11 protein-coding genes are annotated in these 18,100 nt (G+C 68.5%); 8 read left to right on the top strand and 3 right to left on the bottom strand.

Annotated features, from left to right (window positions below; translation table 11 throughout):
- Nucleotides 1–115: 115 nt before the first annotated feature.
- From V7S63_RS04615 to V7S63_RS04595, 5 genes are all read left to right on the top strand, one after another.
- Nucleotides 116–2,086, top strand: coding sequence for an autotransporter assembly complex protein TamA (locus V7S63_RS04615; RefSeq protein ID WP_336529345.1), 1,971 nt, complete (start codon nucleotides 116–118; stop codon nucleotides 2,084–2,086).
- Complete coding sequence (locus tag V7S63_RS04610; protein ID WP_336529344.1) at nucleotides 2,086–6,408, top strand: translocation/assembly module TamB domain-containing protein; 4,323 nt, start codon at nucleotides 2,086–2,088, stop codon at nucleotides 6,406–6,408. The genes V7S63_RS04615 and V7S63_RS04610 overlap by 1 nt, the downstream gene beginning before the upstream one ends.
- A gap of 550 nt (nucleotides 6,409–6,958) precedes the next feature.
- On the top strand, nucleotides 6,959–8,353 hold the full coding sequence (locus tag V7S63_RS04605; protein ID WP_336529343.1) for a porin: 1,395 nt from the start codon (nucleotides 6,959–6,961) through the stop codon (nucleotides 8,351–8,353).
- Nucleotides 8,354–8,563: 210 nt separating this feature from the next.
- The gene (locus V7S63_RS04600; protein ID WP_336529342.1) at nucleotides 8,564–10,900 is read left to right on the top strand and encodes an OmpA family protein; all 2,337 of its coding nucleotides are present in this window, start codon (nucleotides 8,564–8,566) and stop codon (nucleotides 10,898–10,900) included.
- Between the two features lie 10 nt (nucleotides 10,901–10,910).
- A complete protein-coding gene (locus tag V7S63_RS04595) occupies nucleotides 10,911–11,924 on the top strand; it encodes a hypothetical protein (RefSeq protein WP_336529341.1) in 1,014 nt (337 codons plus the stop codon).
- A gap of 5 nt (nucleotides 11,925–11,929) precedes the next feature.
- Here the strand turns inward: V7S63_RS04595 and V7S63_RS04590 are convergent, their stop codons facing one another.
- The gene (locus V7S63_RS04590) at nucleotides 11,930–12,817 is read right to left on the bottom strand and encodes an alpha/beta fold hydrolase (protein ID WP_091830183.1); all 888 of its coding nucleotides are present in this window, start codon (nucleotides 12,815–12,817) and stop codon (nucleotides 11,930–11,932) included.
- Nucleotides 12,818–12,980: 163 nt separating this feature from the next.
- Here V7S63_RS04590 and V7S63_RS04585 point away from each other — a divergent pair, with 163 nt between their 5' ends.
- The gene (locus V7S63_RS04585) at nucleotides 12,981–13,889 is read left to right on the top strand and encodes a cyclase family protein (protein ID WP_336529340.1); all 909 of its coding nucleotides are present in this window, start codon (nucleotides 12,981–12,983) and stop codon (nucleotides 13,887–13,889) included.
- Nucleotides 13,890–13,910: 21 nt separating this feature from the next.
- On the opposite strand, the gene V7S63_RS04580 is transcribed toward V7S63_RS04585, so the two are convergent.
- A complete protein-coding gene (locus V7S63_RS04580) occupies nucleotides 13,911–15,950 on the bottom strand; it encodes a lytic transglycosylase domain-containing protein (RefSeq protein ID WP_336529339.1) in 2,040 nt (679 codons plus the stop codon).
- A 278-nt stretch (nucleotides 15,951–16,228) separates the two neighbouring features.
- Here V7S63_RS04580 and dapA point away from each other — a divergent pair, with 278 nt between their 5' ends.
- Both dapA and smpB read left to right on the top strand, forming a co-directional pair.
- Nucleotides 16,229–17,122 (top strand): 4-hydroxy-tetrahydrodipicolinate synthase, encoded by an 894-nt coding sequence (dapA, locus tag V7S63_RS04575; protein WP_336529338.1) that lies wholly within the window; start codon nucleotides 16,229–16,231, stop codon nucleotides 17,120–17,122.
- Nucleotides 17,123–17,173: 51 nt separating this feature from the next.
- On the top strand, nucleotides 17,174–17,647 hold the full coding sequence (gene smpB, locus V7S63_RS04570; RefSeq protein ID WP_091830177.1) for an SsrA-binding protein SmpB: 474 nt from the start codon (nucleotides 17,174–17,176) through the stop codon (nucleotides 17,645–17,647).
- Between the two features lie 15 nt (nucleotides 17,648–17,662).
- Here smpB and V7S63_RS04565 read toward each other — a convergent pair whose 3' ends face one another.
- Nucleotides 17,663–18,049, bottom strand: a complete 387-nt coding sequence (locus V7S63_RS04565) for a nuclear transport factor 2 family protein (RefSeq protein WP_336529337.1) — start codon at nucleotides 18,047–18,049, stop codon at nucleotides 17,663–17,665.
- Nucleotides 18,050–18,100 lie beyond the last annotated feature (51 nt).

Here is an 18,100-nt window from a genome sequence, read left to right as displayed (position 1 = left end):
GATCAATCGGAGGCGCGATCACAAAATCAACGCATTCGCTGCGTTTGAGTTGGGTTGAGTTGGAGGTTTGATGCGGTCATGGCGAAGGGGCAGGATCGGTATTGCCGGCGGAGGCTTGGTTGCTTTCGCGGCGATGCTTGCCGGTGAGGTTTCGCCGGCCCGCGCCTTCGACCTGTCGTCGCTCGACGTCTTCAACCTCTTCGGCAGCAAGGACAAGCCGCCGCCGGTCAGCGAAACGACGCTTCCCTATGAACTGAAGTTCGAGCTCGGCGACGTGCCCGATGCCAGCACGCTGAAGCGCAGCCTGCAGGACGCCTCGCTGCTCTATCGCCTGCGCGAGGATGCGCCTCCGGACGGCGAGACCCTGGCCCGCCGCGCCGCCGCCGACATCAATCCGCTGATCGACGCGCTCTGGGCGCAGGGCTATTTCAACGCGCAGGTCGCGATTGCGGTCGACGGCGTCGCGGTGACGCAGGCTGGCGAACCGCCGCCGGGGCTCGCACCCACCGCCGAGCGCTACCGCAACCGCGCCCCGGCGCCGATCGTGGTCACAGTCGACCCCGGCCCGCAATTCTCGCTGCGCAATGTCGATATCGTGCCGAGCGGGCACCGCGATCCCGAGGCGGTGATTCCCGATCCCGGCAAGGTGTCCGGCCTCGTGCCTGGTGCCCCGGCGACGTCGTCCTCGATCCGGGCGGCACAGGCGGCGCTGGTCGATTACTGGCGCGGCAAATCCCGCCCGCTCGCGCGCGTCGTCGAGGTTCGCCCGGTCGTCGACCACGCCGCGAAGATCATGGACGTCTCGGTCCTCGTCGATCCCGGCCCGGTCGCCGGTTTCGGCGACGTTTCGATCACCGAGACCGGCGACATCCCGCCCGAGGTGATCCGCTCCTTCATCTATCTCGAGCCGGGTGAACCCTATTCGCCCAAGGCGCTCGCCGACACGCGCAAGTCGATCGCGACGATCCCCGCCGTCGGCTCGGTCCGCATCCGCGAGGGCAAGGGGCTGGACCAGGCCGGCAACCTGCCGATCTTCGTCGAGGTCAACGAACGGCCCAAGCGACTGCTCGGCTTCTCCGCCCGCTATTCGACGATCGACGGCCCGGCGGTGAAGACCTACTGGGAGCACCGCAATCTGTTCGGCGGCGCCGAGCGCCTGCGGCTCGAAGCCTCCGTCTTCTTCGCGCCGCGCATCGACGGCACCAAGATCCAGCGCTTCGGCGATTTCGAGCCGAGCGATCTCGGCGCCCGCTTTTCCGCCAGCTTCCTGAAGCCGGCGCTCGGCGGCAGCCGCAACGATCTGCTGATCGACGCGACCGGGGTGCGCGAGCGGGTCGGCACCAACCGCTATGGCGGCTACACCGCGCGCTACGCCAACGTCACCGCCGCGATTCGCCATCGTTTCAGCGACGTCTTCTCGATCCAGGCCGGCATCGAGGCCGAGCGCGGCCAGACCAGCGACGTGCTCGGGCAGGTCGACTACATGCTGGTCGGCGTGCCGCTCTCCCTGCGCTACGATTCGACCGACAGCCAGCTCGACCCGACCCGCGGCATCAGGGTCGCTGCCTCGGTCACGCCCTATGCCGCCTTCGGCGACAACGCTGCGCCGTTCATCCAGAGCAAGGCCTCGATCTCCGGCTATTACGCGCTCGACGAAGACGCCCGCTATGTCCTTGCCGGCCGGATCGGGCTCGGCTCGATTGCCGGCGCCGACCTCGATGAAGTGCCGGCGACGCGGCGCTTCTATGCCGGCGGCGGTGGCTCGGTGCGCGGCTACGCCTATCGCACGCTTTCGCCGCTCGGCCCGCTCAACCGCCTGACCGGCGGGCGCAGCCTGTTCGAGGCTTCGGTCGAGGCCCGGATCAAGATCACCAACACGATCGGCATCGTGCCCTTCTTCGACGCGGGCATGGCCTTCGCGTCGCAGTTCCCGAGCTTCAAGGAAAAGATGCAGTACGCGGCCGGACTTGGCCTGCGCTACTACACGCCGATCGGGCCGATCCGTCTCGATGTCGCCGCGCCGCTCAACCCGCGCAAGGGCGACAAGCCGGTCGCGCTCTATATCAGCATCGGGCAGGCCTTCTGATGGGCAAGCTCCGCATCTCGCGACTGCTCGCTGGCCTGGGGGCCCTGCTCATCGCCGCAACGCTGGTCGTCTTCACCGGCCTTGGCGGCTTTGCCCAGAACGCCGGCGACCGCGGCGTCCTCGCCGATCTGATCTCGAAGGCGCTTTCCACCGATGGCAGTCAGGTCTCGATCGGCGCCGTCGACGGCGCGCTCTCCTCCGACGCGACCATCCGCGACATCGTCATCTCCGACCGCGACGGCCCCTGGCTCAGGCTCGATCGCGCCCGGCTGATCTGGACCCGCTCGGCGCTGCTGCTGCGCCGGCTGGAGGTCAACCGGCTGGAGATCGGCAAGCTCGAGATCCTGCGCAAGCCCGTGCCGGAACCGGGCGCCCCGCCGCCGGCCGACAACGCGCCGATCCTGCCGGAATTGCCGCTCAAGGTGATCGTCGAGGCCTTTCAGCTCGGCGAGCTCGCGCTCGGCCCGACCGTGATCGGCGCGCCCGCCAGATTGTCGGCGACCGGGGCGGCCCGTCTCGGCCCGCCCAATGAAGGCCTCGACTTCCGGCTCGCCGGGCGCCGGCTCGACATGGGTGGCAGCCTGGATGTCAATCTTCGCTTCGTCCCGCAATCGACGCAGCTCCAGCTCGCGGTCAAGCTCGACGAGCCGGCCGGCGGCCTGATCTCGACCATCGCCGACCTGCCGGACCGCCCGCCGGTCAAGCTCGACCTCACCGGCGACGGCCCGCTCGACCGCTTTCGCGCGACGCTCGCCTTCGCTGCCGGCCCGACCATCGGCGCCAACGGCACGGCTGATCTCAGCCGCCAGGGGGCGGCACGCCGGCTCCTGCTCGCGCTCGATTCGCGCATCGCCGGCCTGATGCCGCCGCCGGTCGCGCCGGTGTTCGAGGGCTCGACCCGGCTCGACGGCACGCTCGCCTTCGCCGATAGCGGTGCCGTCTCGGTCGACCAGATGGCTCTGGTCTCGGCACTGGCCCGGCTCGACGTGAACGGCCTCTATGGCGCCGACAAGAACCTCGACTTCAAGATCACCGCCGCCGCCCGTCCCAATGCCGAAGGGCGCACCGTCGCCTCCGGCGCCGAGATCGCCAAGCTCGCCTTCGATGCGACGATCCGCGGGCCGGCCGCCGGGCCGCGCATCAACGCCAGCCTGCAGGCGGAGGGCGCGAGCGTTCCCATGGGCAAGCTCGCCAAGCTCGATTTCAGCTTCACTGCGACGCCGACCGGCGCACTGAATGATCCGGCGACGCGCACCGTGCTCGTCTCCGACGGCGAAGCCTCCGGCGTCGCGCTGACCGATCCCGGGCTGGCGCGCTTCATCGGCGATCGCCTGCGCTTCACCTTGCGCGGCACGGCTTCTGAGGGCGGTGGCGGCGAGTTCGAGACGCTGAAGCTTGCCTTCGGCGGGGCGGAGCTCGGCTATGCCGGCCGCCTCGATCCGGCCCGCATCCTCGGCAAGGTGCAGGCGCGCCTGCCGGATCTGTCGCGCCTCAGCACGCTCGCTGGCCGCACGCTCAAGGGCTCCGCCGCCGTCAGCGCCGATGTCGATGCCGAGCCGAAGAAGCGCCTCTATGCGGTCAAGCTCGATGGCGGCGCCGAATCGCTGACGCTCGGCCAGGAGGCGCTCGACCGGCTGCTCGCCGGAAAGCTTACCCTCGGTGGCGAGATCCGGGTGCCCGCCAGCAGCGGCCTCGTCGTCAACGGACTGCGCATCGCCGGCACCCATGTCGCGGCGACGGCCGACGGCGCGCTCGGCGCGCAAGGCTCGAGCCTGAAAGCCAACATCGCCATTCCCGATCTGCGCCGCGCCGATCCGAAACTCTCGGGGCAGGGCGCTTTCGATGCGACGCTGACCGGCCCCCTCGACAAGCTCGATGCGACGCTGAAAGCCGGCATCAGCAACGCGACCGCGCTCGGCCGGCCGGTGCCGCGCCTGGCGCTCGACGCCACGCTGCGCGATCTGCAAGGCGCGCTCTCTGGAGATGCCAGGCTCTCCGGCGAAGTCGATGGCAGGCCGGCGACAGGTGTGTTGCGCTTCGCCAAGCGCGATCCGGGTGGCTGGGCGCTGCCGCAGCTCGATATCGCCATCGGCTCGGTCACCTTGAACGGCGCGCTCGATCTTGACGCCTCCAATCTGGCCGAGGGCAACCTCAAGCTCGCGGCGCGCAATCTCGACGATCTCTCGGCTCTGGCGCTCGCCAAGCTGGGCGGCCGGATCGAGGCCGATGTGAAGCTGGCGCGCCCGACCGGCGGCCAGAATCTGGATCTCAAGGCCAGCGCGCAGAAGCTTGTTGCACCTAGCGTTTCGCTCGATCGGCTCGACGCCGACATCGCCATCGTCGACGCGCTGCGTAAGCCCTTGATCAACGGCGCCGTCCAGATCGACCGCGCCGTCATCGCCGGCGAGCCGGTAAGCGCGATCCGCCTCGTCTCCAAGGGCGGGGCCGATGCCAGCGACATCAGCCTCGATGCCACCGCACGCGGCTTCTCGCTCGCCTCGAAGGGGCGGCTCTCGGTCGCCGATCCCCTGCGCTTCGATCTCGCCAGTTTCACTGCGACCCGCGACGGCCGCAGGATCGCGCTGGCCAAGCCGGCGAGCTTCACCGCGATCGACGGCGGTGTTTCCATCCGCGATCTTTCCATCGCGCTCGACGGCGGCCGGATCGCCCTCGACGGCGAGGTGGGCAAGGCGCTCGACCTGCGCTTTGCCGCGCAGAACGTGCCGCTCTCGGCCGCGCGCCTGGCGTCGCCGACGCTCGATCTCTCCGGCACGCTCGATGCGGAAGCGACGATCAAGGGTACGCCCGAGGCGCCGACCGGCCCCTGGCGGGTCCGCATCGCCCGCCTCGTCGCGCCGCAGACGCGCTCCGCCGGCTTGCCGCCGATAGAGATTTCGGGGCAGGGCGCGCTCGATGGCCGCCACACCAGCCTCGACGCCAGCCTGAATGCCGGCCGCTTCGTCAGCCTGACCGCCAAGGGCAGGGCGCCGCTCGGCGGCGACGGCGCGCTCGACCTCTCCATACAGGGAAAAGCCGACGCTCAGCTCGCCAACGCCCAGCTCGCAGCCGACGGCCGACGCTTGACCGGCCAGCTCGCGCTCGACCTGCGTGCCGGCGGCACACTCGCCGCACCGCGCTTGTCCGGCGGCGCGACACTCTCCGGCGGCAGCTTCAGCGATGCGCTCCAGGGCGTGAAGCTGACCGGGCTCGAGGCGCGCGTCGCGGCCAACGGGCCCGATCTGGTCATCGAGCGTTTCGCGGCGCAGACACCCGGCGGCGGCACGCTCTCGGCCCGCGGCAACGTCAAGCTCGATCCCGCGGCCGGTTTCCCCGGCACGATCCGCATCGAGGGCCGGCGCGCCCAGCTCGTCGACAGCGGGCTGGTCCGGGCGGTCGCCGATCTCAATCTCGACCTTGCCGGCCCGCTGGCGCAGCGGCCACGCATCGGCGGACGCATCGATGTCGTCACCATCGAGGTCGCGGTGCCCGATCGCCTGCCGTCGAGCTCGCGGCCGGTCGACGGCATCCGCCATGTCAATGCCAAGGGTCAGGCAGCGGCCCGCCTCGCCGCCGAGCGCAAGGCCCGCGCTGTGGCGAATCGCAAGGGGGCGCGCGCGCCGGCCTTCGACGCCGTGCTCGACATCACCGTCTCGGCTCCGGGGCGCGTCTTCATCCGCGGCCGCGGCATCGATGCCGAGCTCGGCGGTGATTTGCGCGTCGGCGGCACCTCCGGCGCGCCGCAGCTGACCGGCGGCTTCGATCTCCGGCGCGGGCGATTCAACCTCGCCAGCCAGCGCCTCGACTTCAGCAAGGGCCGCGTCACCTTCTCCGGCGACGTCATGCCCACGCTCGACTTCGTCGCCGAGACCAGAGCCGCCGATGTCACCGCGCGGATCATTGTCTCCGGCGAGGCTTCGGCGCCGGAGTTCACCTTCACCTCCTCGCCCGAGCTGCCGCCTGACGAGGTGTTGTCGCGCCTGCTCTTCGCTCGCGCCTCCGGCTCGCTCTCGCCTTTCCAGGCGCTTCAGCTCGCGCAGACTGCCGCGCAATTCTCCGGCGCCGGTGGCGACGATGTCTTCGAGCGCATCCGTCGCTCGCTCGGCGTCGACAATCTCGATGTGCAGGTGGGGCCGGGCGGCCCGACGGTCGGCGTCTCCCGCGCGATCTCCGACAACATCACCCTCGGGGTGAAGGCTGGCGCCAAGCCCGAGGACAGCGGCGTCTCGGTCGGCATCGACGTGACCCGGCGCCTGAAGCTCCAGGCCGAGACCAATGCCGACGGCAGCGCTGCTGTCGGCGTCGGGGCCGAGTGGGAATACTGAGCCCCGCATTCGCTCCGCCGCCCGCCGAAGCCTCCTCCGTCATTCGGGGGCAGCGCGCAGCGCTTGAGCCCGGAACCCGTGAACACGATGGTGGCATGAAAAGGTGCCGTGGCCCGAGCTCGCGCCTTTGGCCTGCTTCGGAAGGACGGCGAGATTCGTCTGCTGCGTGGCGCCGTCGGGCGACTCAGGCGCAGGCCATGACCCATGAGATTCGCCGCCAGGCGGGCCAGGAAGCTCGCAAACGGCCCGGTTCGGTTAACGCCCTCTTAAGTTTGCCGGTCAAAGCGTGGCCCGGCTGCAACACCGGGGGGTAAAGCGGGTCCTCGGCAGGGACTGTGGCGTGATCGTGGTTGATTGGCGGCCGGGCATTCGTAATGGTGACTGTGCGGCGGGACGTTCCCGGTCGCTGTTTTTCGTCTTCGCCTCCGAACGGTTCGGGGACGCGGGCGAAAGACCGGGATAGGCGGGTTCGCCGGACAGGTCTCCTGGGGCCACCGGATAGGAACACGCCGACGCCCGAGGGTCTCGAAACTCTTTTGGAGGTTATCAAATGAAGCTCGTAAAGAGCCTCCTCCTCGGTTCCGCCGCCGGCATCGCCGCGGTTGCCGGGGCTCAGGCCGCCGACCTTCCTTCGCGGAAGGCCGCTCCGGTCGAATACGTTCGCGTTTGCTCCGCCTACGGCGCGGGCTTCTTCTACATCCCGGGCACCGACACCTGCCTGCGCGTCGGTGGTCGTGTCCGTGCTGAATACACGGTCGGCACCCGCTACGGCGACGCCCAGGACGCTTACGGCACCCGCTCGCGCGGTCGCCTGAACGTCGACGCCCGCACCGCGACCGCCTACGGCACGCTGCGTACGTTCTTCCGCTACGAGCTGACGGTCAGCTCGGGCTTCTATGCCGGCACCATCGGTGGCAACCAGGGCATCATCGCCCCCGGTCAGGCTCGTAACGGCGCCGCCGGCCCGGGCACTGCCTCGAACCTCGATCTGGCCTTCGTCCAGTTCGGCCCGATCACCGCTGGTCGCGCTCAGTCGTTCTTCGACTTCTATGCGAACGACTTCGGCTTCTCGACGATCCGTACGGCTGACTCGCGCCTCAACCTGTTGGCTTACACCGCCACCTTCGGTTCGGGCTTCTCGGCCACGGTCTCGCTGGAAGATCGCAACACCGGCACCGGCCAGCGTGAGAACGGCGCTTTCGGTCGCTTCACCGGCGCTGGTCTGACCCTCGGCGGTCAGGACTTCCCGGACATCGTTGCCTCGCTCCGCGTCGATCAGGGCTGGGGTTCGGCTCAGCTGTCGGGTGCGTTCACCCAGCGTAAGGTCCTCTCGACCTTCAGCGCTGCTGGCGTTCTTACCCAGGCCAGCTCGGACGAGTACGGCTTTGCCATCCAGGGCGGCGTGAAGATCAACCTGCCGATGCTTGCGGCTGGCGATCACCTGTTCCTGCAGGCCGCTTATGCCGACGGCGCTCTCGGCTACCTCGGCTGGGGTGGTCAGTACGGCTCGGGCCGCCAGACCTCCGCGATCGCTGGCAACCAGCTCGTGATTGGCGACATCGGCGTCTCGCCGCTCGGCAACGCCAAGACCTCGACCGGCTGGTCGGTCGTTGCCGGTCTGCGTCACTTCTGGACCCCGCAGCTGCGTTCGGAGCTTTACGGCTCGTACTCTGAAGTCAAGCTCGGCTACGTCCAGGCTGCTGGCTTCTACGCCGCTGGCGCTCCGGTTCGCTCGCTTGATCCGAAGGAGCTCATCGTTGCTGGTAACCTGATCTGGTCGCCGGTTTCGGGCCTGGATATCGGTGTCGAGGTTCTCTACACCCGTACCGAGCTCGCCTCGCGCGTTCTGCCCGTCGACAACAACGGCGCTCGCGTCGGTGGCTTGGCCGGCGTCAAGAGCGACGACGCCTGGGCTGGTCGTCTCCGCATCCAGCGCGACTTCTGATCGATCATCCGATCGTTCAAGGGAGGCCCCGGGGAAACCCGGGGCTTCTTTCGTTTTGGGCCGATATTCGCAGCGCGAAAACCCATCTGATCGTCACAAGGGCTGGGCGGTCCCTTGCTTGACTCAGGGATACGATAGGGCGTGATTGGAACAGGTTGCGAGCGTCGGGATTCGACCCGCGCGGCCCGAGGACGAGGCGGGGATTTCGGCATGGCGCGGCAGGCCGGGTGGCTCTGGGGGCTCGTTCCGCTGTCCTTGGTCTGGGCGGCCGCCAATGCGCTGAACACCGAGCCCGTCCGCCGTGATATCGAGGCGAGGGCTCTTGCGGCGAGCGCGGTCGCCGGGTCGGCCGCGGGCGCGCGCGGCGTCTCGGTCCGCGTCAGCGGGCGCGACGTCTATCTGGATGGCGAGGCTGTCACGGCCGATGGCGCGAGCAAGGCGCTGGCCCAGCTTCAATCGGAATTCGGCGTCCGGCGCGTGCTCGGCGGGCTGACTCAGGTCATCGCTCAGAAACCCTATAGCTGGTCGGCGACGCGGCAGGGCAATCTCGTGACGTTGTCCGGATTCGTGCCCGACGAGGCGACGGCCATGGCGACGCTGGCGGCGGCGCGGGCGCTGGGCCCGGGGTTCAAGGTCGACGACCAGCAGAAGGTCGCGTTCGGAGCCCCCGTCGGTTTCGCCGAACTTGCAGCCCAGCTGATGCGCGACCTCGGCCAGCTCTCCACCGGCAAGGTCGCGCTGGACGACACTCGCTATTGCGTCGAAGGCACGGCGGCGACGCCGCAGAGCTTCCAATCCTTGCGCGAGGGCGCTGCCAGCGCGTCGCCGAGAGGCTTCACGCGCGTCGACTGCATGCTCGGTCCGGCGACGGTGAGTCCCTATCGCTGGAGCGCGGAAAAGACCGCGTCCGGCGCCGTCACGGTCACCGGCTACTACCCCTCCGATGCGGCGCGTCGCGAGATCGGAGCGTTGCTCGGCCGCGCTTTCTCCTCCGCCGGAGCCGTGACCGATCGCATGCTGCAGGCTGCCGGCGAGCCGCCAGCTTTTGCGAGCAGGGTGGCGCGTGCCGTCGCCGATCTCGCTCGTCTGCGCAGCGGCAAGGTCGAGCTCGATGGCGCCGCCTATCGCATCTCCGGACAGGGACCGGACGGTTACGAGGCCTGCGAGGCGCTGAAGCTGAACATCGCGCAAGGCGACGGTCCCGATTCTGTCGCGCTCGCCACCGTCTCCTGCCCGCCACCTCCGCCGCCGGAGCCTAAGAGCGAGCCTGCGCCGGCTCCATCGGTCGACGTGCCGCCGACCGGGCCGGCAACACCGAGCGTGCCTGCTCCGGCCAGCCAGCCATCGGCTCCGGTCAATCCGATCCCTGCCGCGCCTGGTCCCGCTGCAACCGCCGAGCCGCGGCCAGCGCCGCCTATCGCCCCGCGGCCGCTGCAATGGCGGGCCGAGAAGTCCGAAAGCGGTATCGTCCTGTCCGGTGCCGCGCCCGACGCTGCGGCCAAGGCGGCTGCACTGGAGGCGGCGCGCGCGGCGCTGTCTGGCGGCGAGGTCATCGATCGGACTGTGATCGAAGCTGGTCAGCGCGGCGGTCCCGACTATGGCGAGGCGACCCGCTTCGCCCTCGGGCTCCTCGGCAGGATGGCGCAGGGCAGTGTCTCTCTGGCGGGTTCTGCACTCAGCCTCACTGGCGCGGCTGCGGACAAGGCCGGCTGGCAGGTCTTGGACGACGCTCTGAAAGGCAAGGCCTTGCCGGCCGGGCTCTCGCTCTCGGGCCGGCCCGCGCTCACCCTGCGCAGCTATGGCTTCAGCGCCTCGATCGACAGATCCGGCGGCTATCTCAGCGGCTATCTGCCCGACGCTGCGGCGAAGGACGCCATCGCGGCTCTGATCGAGGCCTCGCCCTTGCGCGGTCGCATCAGCGACGAGACCGAGATTCTGCCGGCGGCTCCGACCGGATTCGGGGTTGCGGCGCGCGGGGCGGTCCAGGACCTGCTGCGGCTCGATCTGGGCTCGGCGAGCGTGGTCGATCGCGAGGTCAATGTCCGCGGTTTGACCTGCCGCGCGCTGATCCGCGACGAGGTCCAAACCAATCTGGCGAGCGGCTTGCCGGACAGCTTCTCCGGCAAGGCCGAGATCGGCATGCGCCAGACCGGCTGCGTCATCGATCCGCCGAGCAGCTGCCAGAACGAGCTCGATGCGCTGACCCAGCGCTACTACGTGATGTTCGGCCAGGGCACGGCGGTCGTGACGCTCGATCCGGTGACCGAGCGGGCGATGACGGAGGCTGCCGCCATCCTCAAGCAGTGCCCGGCCTCGCGTGTCACCATCGAGGGCCATGCCAATCTCGACGGCGAGCGCAGCGGCTTCAACAATCTCGATCTGTCGAGCCGGCGGGCGCTGCGGGTCCGCGAGGAGCTGATCCGTCGCGGCATCGGCCCGGCCCAACTCGAGGTCAAGGGCTACGGCACCGACCGTCCGCTGGTAGCCCATGGCGATCCGGAGGCGCGGGTGAAGAACCGCCGCGTCCAGTTCACCGTGGCGAAGTAAGGAGGGAGCGATGCTCTATCTCGCGACCCAGTTCGCCTGGTTTCTCCTCGCCGCCTTCGCGATGGGCCTCGTCTTTGGCTGGCTGACCGGCCGCGGCGGCCCGCGTGGTTTCGCTGGCGGCCCGGTCCTCGGCCTCGCCATGCTCTGGGCCGCGCTGGCGGCGCTGGTCTGGCTTCGGCTCGTCAACGATCAGGCGGCGTTCTGGATCGAGACGGCGCTGCTCTATCTGCTCGCCTATGCCGCCGGCTGCCTGATCGGCAGCCTGTTCGCCGGTGAAGGCGAGGCGCTCCCGGTGCTTGCCGCCCCGGCACCCCGCCTTGCCTTGCCGCAGCCTGCTCCGGCTCTTCCCCCACCGGTCGCGAAGGTCAAGGCCAGCGAGGCAGCGACGGGCGAGCCGGCTCCCATGCCGAAGGTGGAGGGCGAGGATGCGATCGCCGGCAAGCGCCCGGCCGGCTTCATCGCCGCCCGTGGCGGGCAGGCCGACGATCTCAAGCTGATCAAGGGAATCGGCCCGCAGAACGAGGCGCGCCTGCATGCGCTCGGAATCTGGCATTTCAGCCAGATCGCCGCCTGGACCCCTGAAAACGTCGAGTGGATCGGCACTTATCTCGCTTTTCCGGGGCGGATCGAGCGCGAGGGCTGGGTGGCCCAGGCGGCTGCGCTGGCACGAACTGCGACGACGGTCGAGCCGGTGACGGCGATCCCGCTCTCCGGAGCGGCGCTCGAAGGCAAGCGCCCGAGCAACCTCCTGCCGGGCGCTCGCGGCGGCAAGCCGGACGATCTCGGCCTGATCGATGGCATCGGTCCGGCGATCGCCGAGACCCTGAACACGCTCGGCATCTGGCATTTCGACCAGATCGTCGCGCTGGGGCCGGACGAACTGCGTTTCCTCGCCCATCACACCGGCTTCCCGGGCCGCAATGTCGCGGAGCAGTGGCAGGCGGAGGCGAAGATCCTCGCCGGCGGCGGCGAGACCGCGCATTCGCGGGCGGTCAAGGCGAAGCGCCGCAAGAGGAAGCGCTGAGCGGCTCAGGCCGCCTGCTTCTCCGCCTTCGCGATCAGCCGGCCGATGCGGCGGACCATGTCCTTGCTGCCGAGCAAAGGCGCATGACCCTGGCCCGGCGCGGTGAAGGTCTCGCAGCGCGGATGCCGCCGGCCCATCTCGTCCAGCGTCTTTTCCGCCAGCAGGTCGGAATTCTCGCCGCGGATCGCCAGCACCGGGACATGGTTCAGCGCCGCGAAATAAGGCCAGAGCTCGGGTAGCGGCGCTTCGAGGTCGAGCTCCTCCAGCGTCTTCAGCAGGCGCGGATCATAGTCCGGGACCAGCGCGCCGTTGCGCTCGGTCCAGGTCCGGCGCGCCATGATCTCCCATTCGGCCTCGCCGAAGAGCGGGAACTGCTGGTCCGAGAGCCGCTTCAGGATCTCGGCGCCTTCGGCGAAGCTGCGCGGCGTCGGCAGCTTGCCGACATAGCCGCGGATGCGCAGCAGGCCACGCGCGTCGATCACCGGCCCGACATCGTTGAGGACGGCGCCGCGGATCGCAGCAGGCCGTGCCGCGCCGAGAGCCATGGTCAGGAGCCCGCCGCGCGACGTGCCGACAAAAACGGCCTCTTCGACGCCGGTCGCTGCCAGGACCTGCATGAGATCGTCGAGTTCGACGCGGATGTCGTAGTCGTGCCAGTCCTTGGCGTAGTCAGAGCGGCCGCGGCCGCGATAGTCGAGCGCCAAGACACGCCTCGGCCCGTCTTCCGCCAGCGCCAGCGCGAGCTCGTGGAAATCGGCGGAGGTGCGCGCCAACCCCGCGAGGCAGACGATCGGGAGGTTTGGCGCCGCCTGTGGCCCATACTCGCGGATGTGCAGCTTCAGCCCGTCGCGGGCGCTGATGAAGAGGGAGCGGAAGCCGGTATAGGCGGTCATCATAATCTCGAATGCGTCGTCGCCAGCCCGCACCTTAATCACGGCCGCAAGCGACAGGAAAGCATGCCTGGCTGCATAATGAGCCTTGCAGGGGTCCGCATGGACAATGCGGGAGCGTCATGCGCTCGTTCGAGCGCGCGGCATCGCCAGCAGCGAGGGGGCCATGGTCGACAAGCGGGTCTGTTTCGATTTCGAGGTGGCCTTCTCCAATGGCGGAGGCATTCAGGGGCAGGATTTTCGTCTCGACATTGCCGGTGACGATATCTCGGACGACGAGCTTGCGGCCTACATCATCAAGGACCTGCGCCTGCTGATGGTTGGCGAGGTCCGCATTCTCAACAAGGTGATCATGGAAGAGCGTCACAAGCGGGCGCCGCAGTCGCCGGACGAGGTGGTGCAAGGGCTCGACGACCTTTTCGTCGATCTCAGCCATACGATCGAGTCGGGGATGATCACTTACAAGGGGATGCCTGCCCCGCTGATCTGCGACCACCTTTCCCGCGGCAAGTCGCGCGAGTTCTATGCCGAAGGCACCGAGTTTCAGATCGGCCGCATCGACATGGTTGCCAATACCGGCACCTATATCGATATGCCGTTCCACCGCTATGCCACGGGCCACGACCTGGCGGGGCTGCAGCTGCGGCGTGTGTCGGATGTGCCGGCCGTCGTGGTTCGGGTCGAAGGCGCGGCCGGGCGGGCGATCGACTGGCACCATTTCGTCCCTGTCGCGTGCACCGGACATGCGGTGCTCGTCCATACCGGCTGGGACCGGCACTGGCGCACGGACGCCTATTTCGAAGGGCATCCGTTCCTGACCGAGAAGGCGGCTCTCTATCTGCGCGACCAGGGCGCCGTGCTCGTCGGGATCGATTCACTGAATATCGACGACACCGCCGGTGGGGCCCGGCCGGTGCACTCCGTCCTGCTCGGCGCCGATATCCCGATCGTGGAGCATCTCACCGGGCTGGGCGGGCTGCCGGCCTCCGGTTTCCGCTTTTCCGCCGTTCCGCCCAAGATCAGCGGCATGGGCACCTTCCCGGTGCGGGCGCATGCACGACTGGTCGCGGAATAGCGCGGCGCAGCGGTCAGGCGCTCAATCCCGCTTGCCGCCGCGCTTCAGATCGTAGTCGATCATATAGGCCGTGCGCTGGTTGAGGCGCTGGCGATAGACCTGCAGGTTTTCCATCACCCGCTGCACATAGTTGCGGGTCTCGGTGAAGGAGATGCGCTCGACCCAGTCGACGGCATCGACCTCGGGCGTGCGCGGATCGCCATAGGCGGCGATCCACTTCTTCACATTGCCGGAGCCGGCATTATAGGCGGCGAAGGTCAGGATATAGGAGCCGCGCCAGTCGCCGAGCAGGTCGTTGAGATGGGCCGCGCCCATCTTGGCCGAATAGAGCGGGTCCTTGGTCAGCTTGTCGAGCTCGAAGGGCATCTGCGCCCGTCGCGCCGTCTCGCGCGCCGTTGCCGGCATCATCTGCATCAGCCCGAGCGCGCCGGCATGCGAGACCGCGCCTGGATCGAAGGCGCTTTCCTGGCGGGCGATCGCGTGGACGATGGCGCGCTCCATCGGATCGCCAACCGACGGGAATTCCGGTACGCCGAAGGTCGGGAAGGCGGCCTCGTCGAGCGGGAAGCCGCGCTGCAGCGAAATCTTGCCGATGGTCAGCAGGGTCCTGGCGTCGGCGCGCTGGCGCGCGATATCGGCGATCGCCTCGAGCGCGGCGGCATCGTGCAGGCGCTGCGACAGGTCGATCAGCAATTGGCCGGCGAGATCGGGTGCCTCGATCGCATAGAGCAGCTTGGCCGCTTTGAAGCCAGGCAGATGCGCCAGCGGCGCCGCGATGGTGCGCCGGACCGGCAGGTCGGTGAGGCCGAGGCGGGCGCGGGCGAGCTGGCCGTAATAGGCGACGGGGTGCTCGGCGGCGCGGGCGTAGAAGGTCCTGGCCTCATCGCTCTTGTTCAGCGCATCGGCGGCACGGCCTTGCCAATAGGTGGCGCGGGCTACAGAGATCGGCGTCTCCGCGATCTTGGCGGCTTCGGCGAAATGCTTGGCTGCCCGCTCAGCATCCTTCTCGAAGCGCAGCGCGATCCAGCCCGCATGCCATTCGGCGTCGATGCGCTCGGCTGAATCCTCGGCGCCATGCCCGGACGCGACCGCATAGGCGCCCTTGGCGTCGCCGTCGTCGAGCAGCTTGCGGGCGATCAGCCGGCGCTCTTCCCACCAGCCATCGCCGTCGCCGAGCACGCCTGGGTCGCGCGGCACCTCGGCGATCGCCTTGGCCGCATCGGCCGGCTTGCCGGAGCGGCGCGCCTGCTGCGCCTGCAGAAAAGCGAAGGAGATGTCCTTCTTCAAGGCGGCCGGCACCGCGTCGATCTGCTTTTGCGCGATCGGGCCCTTGGCCTTGGCGCTGGCGAGCCGGACCTTGGCCAGTGCGACATAGTCCTGCGAGACGCGTGCCGCGTTGCGCAGCGCCTCTTCGCTCTTGCCGGCGAAGAGATAGCGCTCGGTGCGCAGGCGATGGTCGGCGACGGTGAGCTTCTCGCCGAAATTGTCGAGCACGATTTTCTCGAGCCCGGCGCCGAGATGGTCCTTGAGCCAGATCCGGCGCGCCAGCGCCAGCGCCTCGTCCGCCTTGCCCTCGGCGGCGAGGGCTCGCGCCAGCGCGACGCGTCCGGCGGGGCTGATCGGCTCGCGGCCGTGGAAGAAGGCACGGACGGTCTCGGGCGAGCGCCGGTCGGTGAGCAGCGCTGCTTCGGCGCGCCGGCGGAACGGCGTCGTACCGGGATAGTTCGGGAAGGCGTCGAGGAATTCGGCGATGCGCTCGAAGCTGACGACATTGGCGAGGCTGCGCAGCGCCACCCATTCGAGCATGCCGCGCACCGCCTTGTCGTCGATGCCGCGGGCGATGGCGTCACCGTCTTCCAGTTTGCCGGCGCGGTAGGCTGAAACCGCCTTCTTGAGCGGCTCGAGATCGATGCGCTCCTCCGGCCGAAGGATCGTGGCTGGCGGCACGGGCGACGCAGGCGGCTCGGTCTGTGGCGCGAGCGAGGCGGTCACGCCGATATCGACGCTCGCAGGCCCGGTGTCGTCGCTCGTATTGACGCGCGCCAGGCGATCGATCTGCAATGGATGCGAGCCGTCAGGGCCCGCGGAGCAGGGTCCAACAGCAACGAGGATAAGCGTCAGGCCAGCTCCGAAGAACCGTCGGCCCGGCGATAGCGCCATCAAGGGGTCCCCCCAAGCAAGCCGGATCGTAGCAGTAGGCCATGCTCCCGCAGGGAGCTTTATGAAGTCCTAACCATGCCGCCACGATTTTTGATGGGTTGCCGGCTTTGCGGACTGCGGCTGAAAGGCTATGTCTGTCGCCCGTTTCACGCCGAACTTTGTCGTTTTCAGGACCGTCCATGACCAAGCATGCGCCCCTCACCGGTTCGATGCCCGCGCTGGTGACGCCGTTCAAGGGCGGCAAGATCGACGAGGCGACGTTGCGCGCTTTGGTCGACTGGCAGATCGAGAGCGGCTCGACCGCGCTCGTTCCGGTCGGCACCACCGGCGAAAGCCCGACGCTCAGCCATGACGAGCACGGCCAAGTCACCGAGATCGTCATCGACCAGGCCAGGGGCAGGGTGCCGGTCATCGCCGGCGCCGGCTCGAACAACACCACCGAGGCGATCTCGCTGGCCAGGCATGCCGAGAAGGCGGGCGCCCAGGCCGTGCTCGTGGTCACGCCCTATTACAACAAGCCGACCCAGGAAGGCATGTACCAGCACTTCAAGGCGGTGAACGACGCGATCGGCATCCCGATCATCATCTACAACATCCCGCCGCGCTCGGTGGTCGACATGTCGGTCGAGACCATGGCGCGGCTCTACGAGCTCAAGAACATCGCGGGCGTGAAGGACGCGACCGCCAATCTCGCGCGCGTATCGCTGCAGCGCCATGTGCTCGGACCCGATTTCATCCAGCTCTCGGGCGAAGACATGACCGCGCTGGCCTATATGGCTGCCGGCGGCCATGGCTGCATCTCGGTCGTCGCCAATGTCGCGCCCAAGCTTTGCGCCGACCTGATGGCTTGCGCGCTCAAGGGCGACTATGCCGGTGCCCTGAAGATCCAGGACCGGCTGGTGCCGCTGCACGACGCCATCTTCAAGGAGCCGGGCCTTGCCGGCGCCAAGCACGGTCTGAAGCGTCTCGGCCGGATCGAGGAGGAAGTCCGTCTGCCGCTGATGGCGGTGACGCCGGCGACCGGCGAGGTCATTCGCAGCGCCATGGTTCACGCCGGCCTGTTGAATGCTTAAGTAAGGCGATCGGTCCCGCTATTTGCGGCCGCCGGTTGCCGGAGTGTTTCGATGAGTAAGCCCGATCCCGAGCGCTACAAGCTTGCGGCCGACAACCGCAAGGCGCGCTACAACTATGCCATCACCGAGACGCTGGAAGCCGGCATCGCCCTCCAGGGCACCGAGATCAAGTCGCTGCGCGGCGGCAAGGCGACGATCGGCGAGAGCTATGCCGGGCCGATGGGCACCGAGCTCTTCCTGTTCAACGCCCATATCCCGGAATATCTCGAAGCCAACCGCTTCAACCACGATGTCCGCCGGCCGCGTAAGCTGCTGCTGCACCGCCGCCAGATCGACAAGCTGATGGGCGCGATCCAGCGCGAGGGCTACACCGTCATCCCGCTCAAGGTCTATTTCAACGACAAGGGCCGGGCGAAGGTCGAGCTCGGCCTCGGCAAGGGCAAGAAGCTGCACGACAAGCGCGAGACCGAGAAGGCCCGCGACTGGAACCGCGACAAGGCGCGCATCCTGAAGACGGGCGGATAGGCGCCCAATTCCTGCCTATCCGGCGGTCAGCCCGTCAGGCTCGACAAAACCTCCCTCTGGCGCCGAGTGAGGCAGCGACCAGCCGAAATAGACCTCGACCTCGACGATCTTGCCGTTCCGGATTGTCAGGATCTCGGTGTTGCGAAAGCCCTTGCCGTCGCGGCCTTCGCCCTCATAGGTCACGAAGACCGTCTCGCCGCTCGCGATCAGGTGCTTGAACGTGCAGGCGCGGATGCGCTCGCTGTTCGGCCAGCAGCGCTCGAAATAGGTCGCGCGATCGAGGCGATTGTCGAGCGGGCTGGTGAAATGGAAGTCATCGTCGAGCAGGGCTTCGATCGCTGCCCGATCCTTGTCGACATAAACTTGGTAGCAGGCGCGCGCGATCGCGCTGACATCCGACATGGAACTGCCCCCCTTTTCCCGTTGCAACCGTAACGGGAGAGGTCGGGGCAA

This window comes from Allobosea sp. CCNWLY174, from assembly GCF_037120455.1.
Taxonomy (GTDB): domain Bacteria; phylum Pseudomonadota; class Alphaproteobacteria; order Rhizobiales; family Beijerinckiaceae; genus Allobosea; species Allobosea lupini.
Note: the sequence above shows the minus strand (reverse complement) of the source record. Positions and strands in the feature narration are given on the sequence as shown.

What these genes read in the sequence shown, in the direction of transcription:
- smpB (WP_091830177.1), top strand. Translation starts at nt 17,174, where the DNA reads ATGAGTAAGCCCGATCCCGAGCGCTACAAGCTTGCGGCCGACAACCGC.
- V7S63_RS04565 (WP_336529337.1), bottom strand. Translation starts at nt 18,049, where the DNA reads ATGTCGGATGTCAGCGCGATCGCGCGCGCCTGCTACCAAGTTTATGTC.
- V7S63_RS04585 (WP_336529340.1), top strand. Translation starts at nt 12,981, where the DNA reads ATGGTCGACAAGCGGGTCTGTTTCGATTTCGAGGTGGCCTTCTCCAAT.
- V7S63_RS04605 (WP_336529343.1), top strand. Translation starts at nt 6,959, where the DNA reads ATGAAGCTCGTAAAGAGCCTCCTCCTCGGTTCCGCCGCCGGCATCGCC.
- dapA (WP_336529338.1), top strand. Translation starts at nt 16,229, where the DNA reads ATGACCAAGCATGCGCCCCTCACCGGTTCGATGCCCGCGCTGGTGACG.
- V7S63_RS04590 (WP_091830183.1), bottom strand. Translation starts at nt 12,817, where the DNA reads ATGACCGCCTATACCGGCTTCCGCTCCCTCTTCATCAGCGCCCGCGAC.
- V7S63_RS04600 (WP_336529342.1), top strand. Translation starts at nt 8,564, where the DNA reads ATGGCGCGGCAGGCCGGGTGGCTCTGGGGGCTCGTTCCGCTGTCCTTG.
- V7S63_RS04595 (WP_336529341.1), top strand. Translation starts at nt 10,911, where the DNA reads ATGCTCTATCTCGCGACCCAGTTCGCCTGGTTTCTCCTCGCCGCCTTC.
- V7S63_RS04610 (WP_336529344.1), top strand. Translation starts at nt 2,086, where the DNA reads ATGGGCAAGCTCCGCATCTCGCGACTGCTCGCTGGCCTGGGGGCCCTG.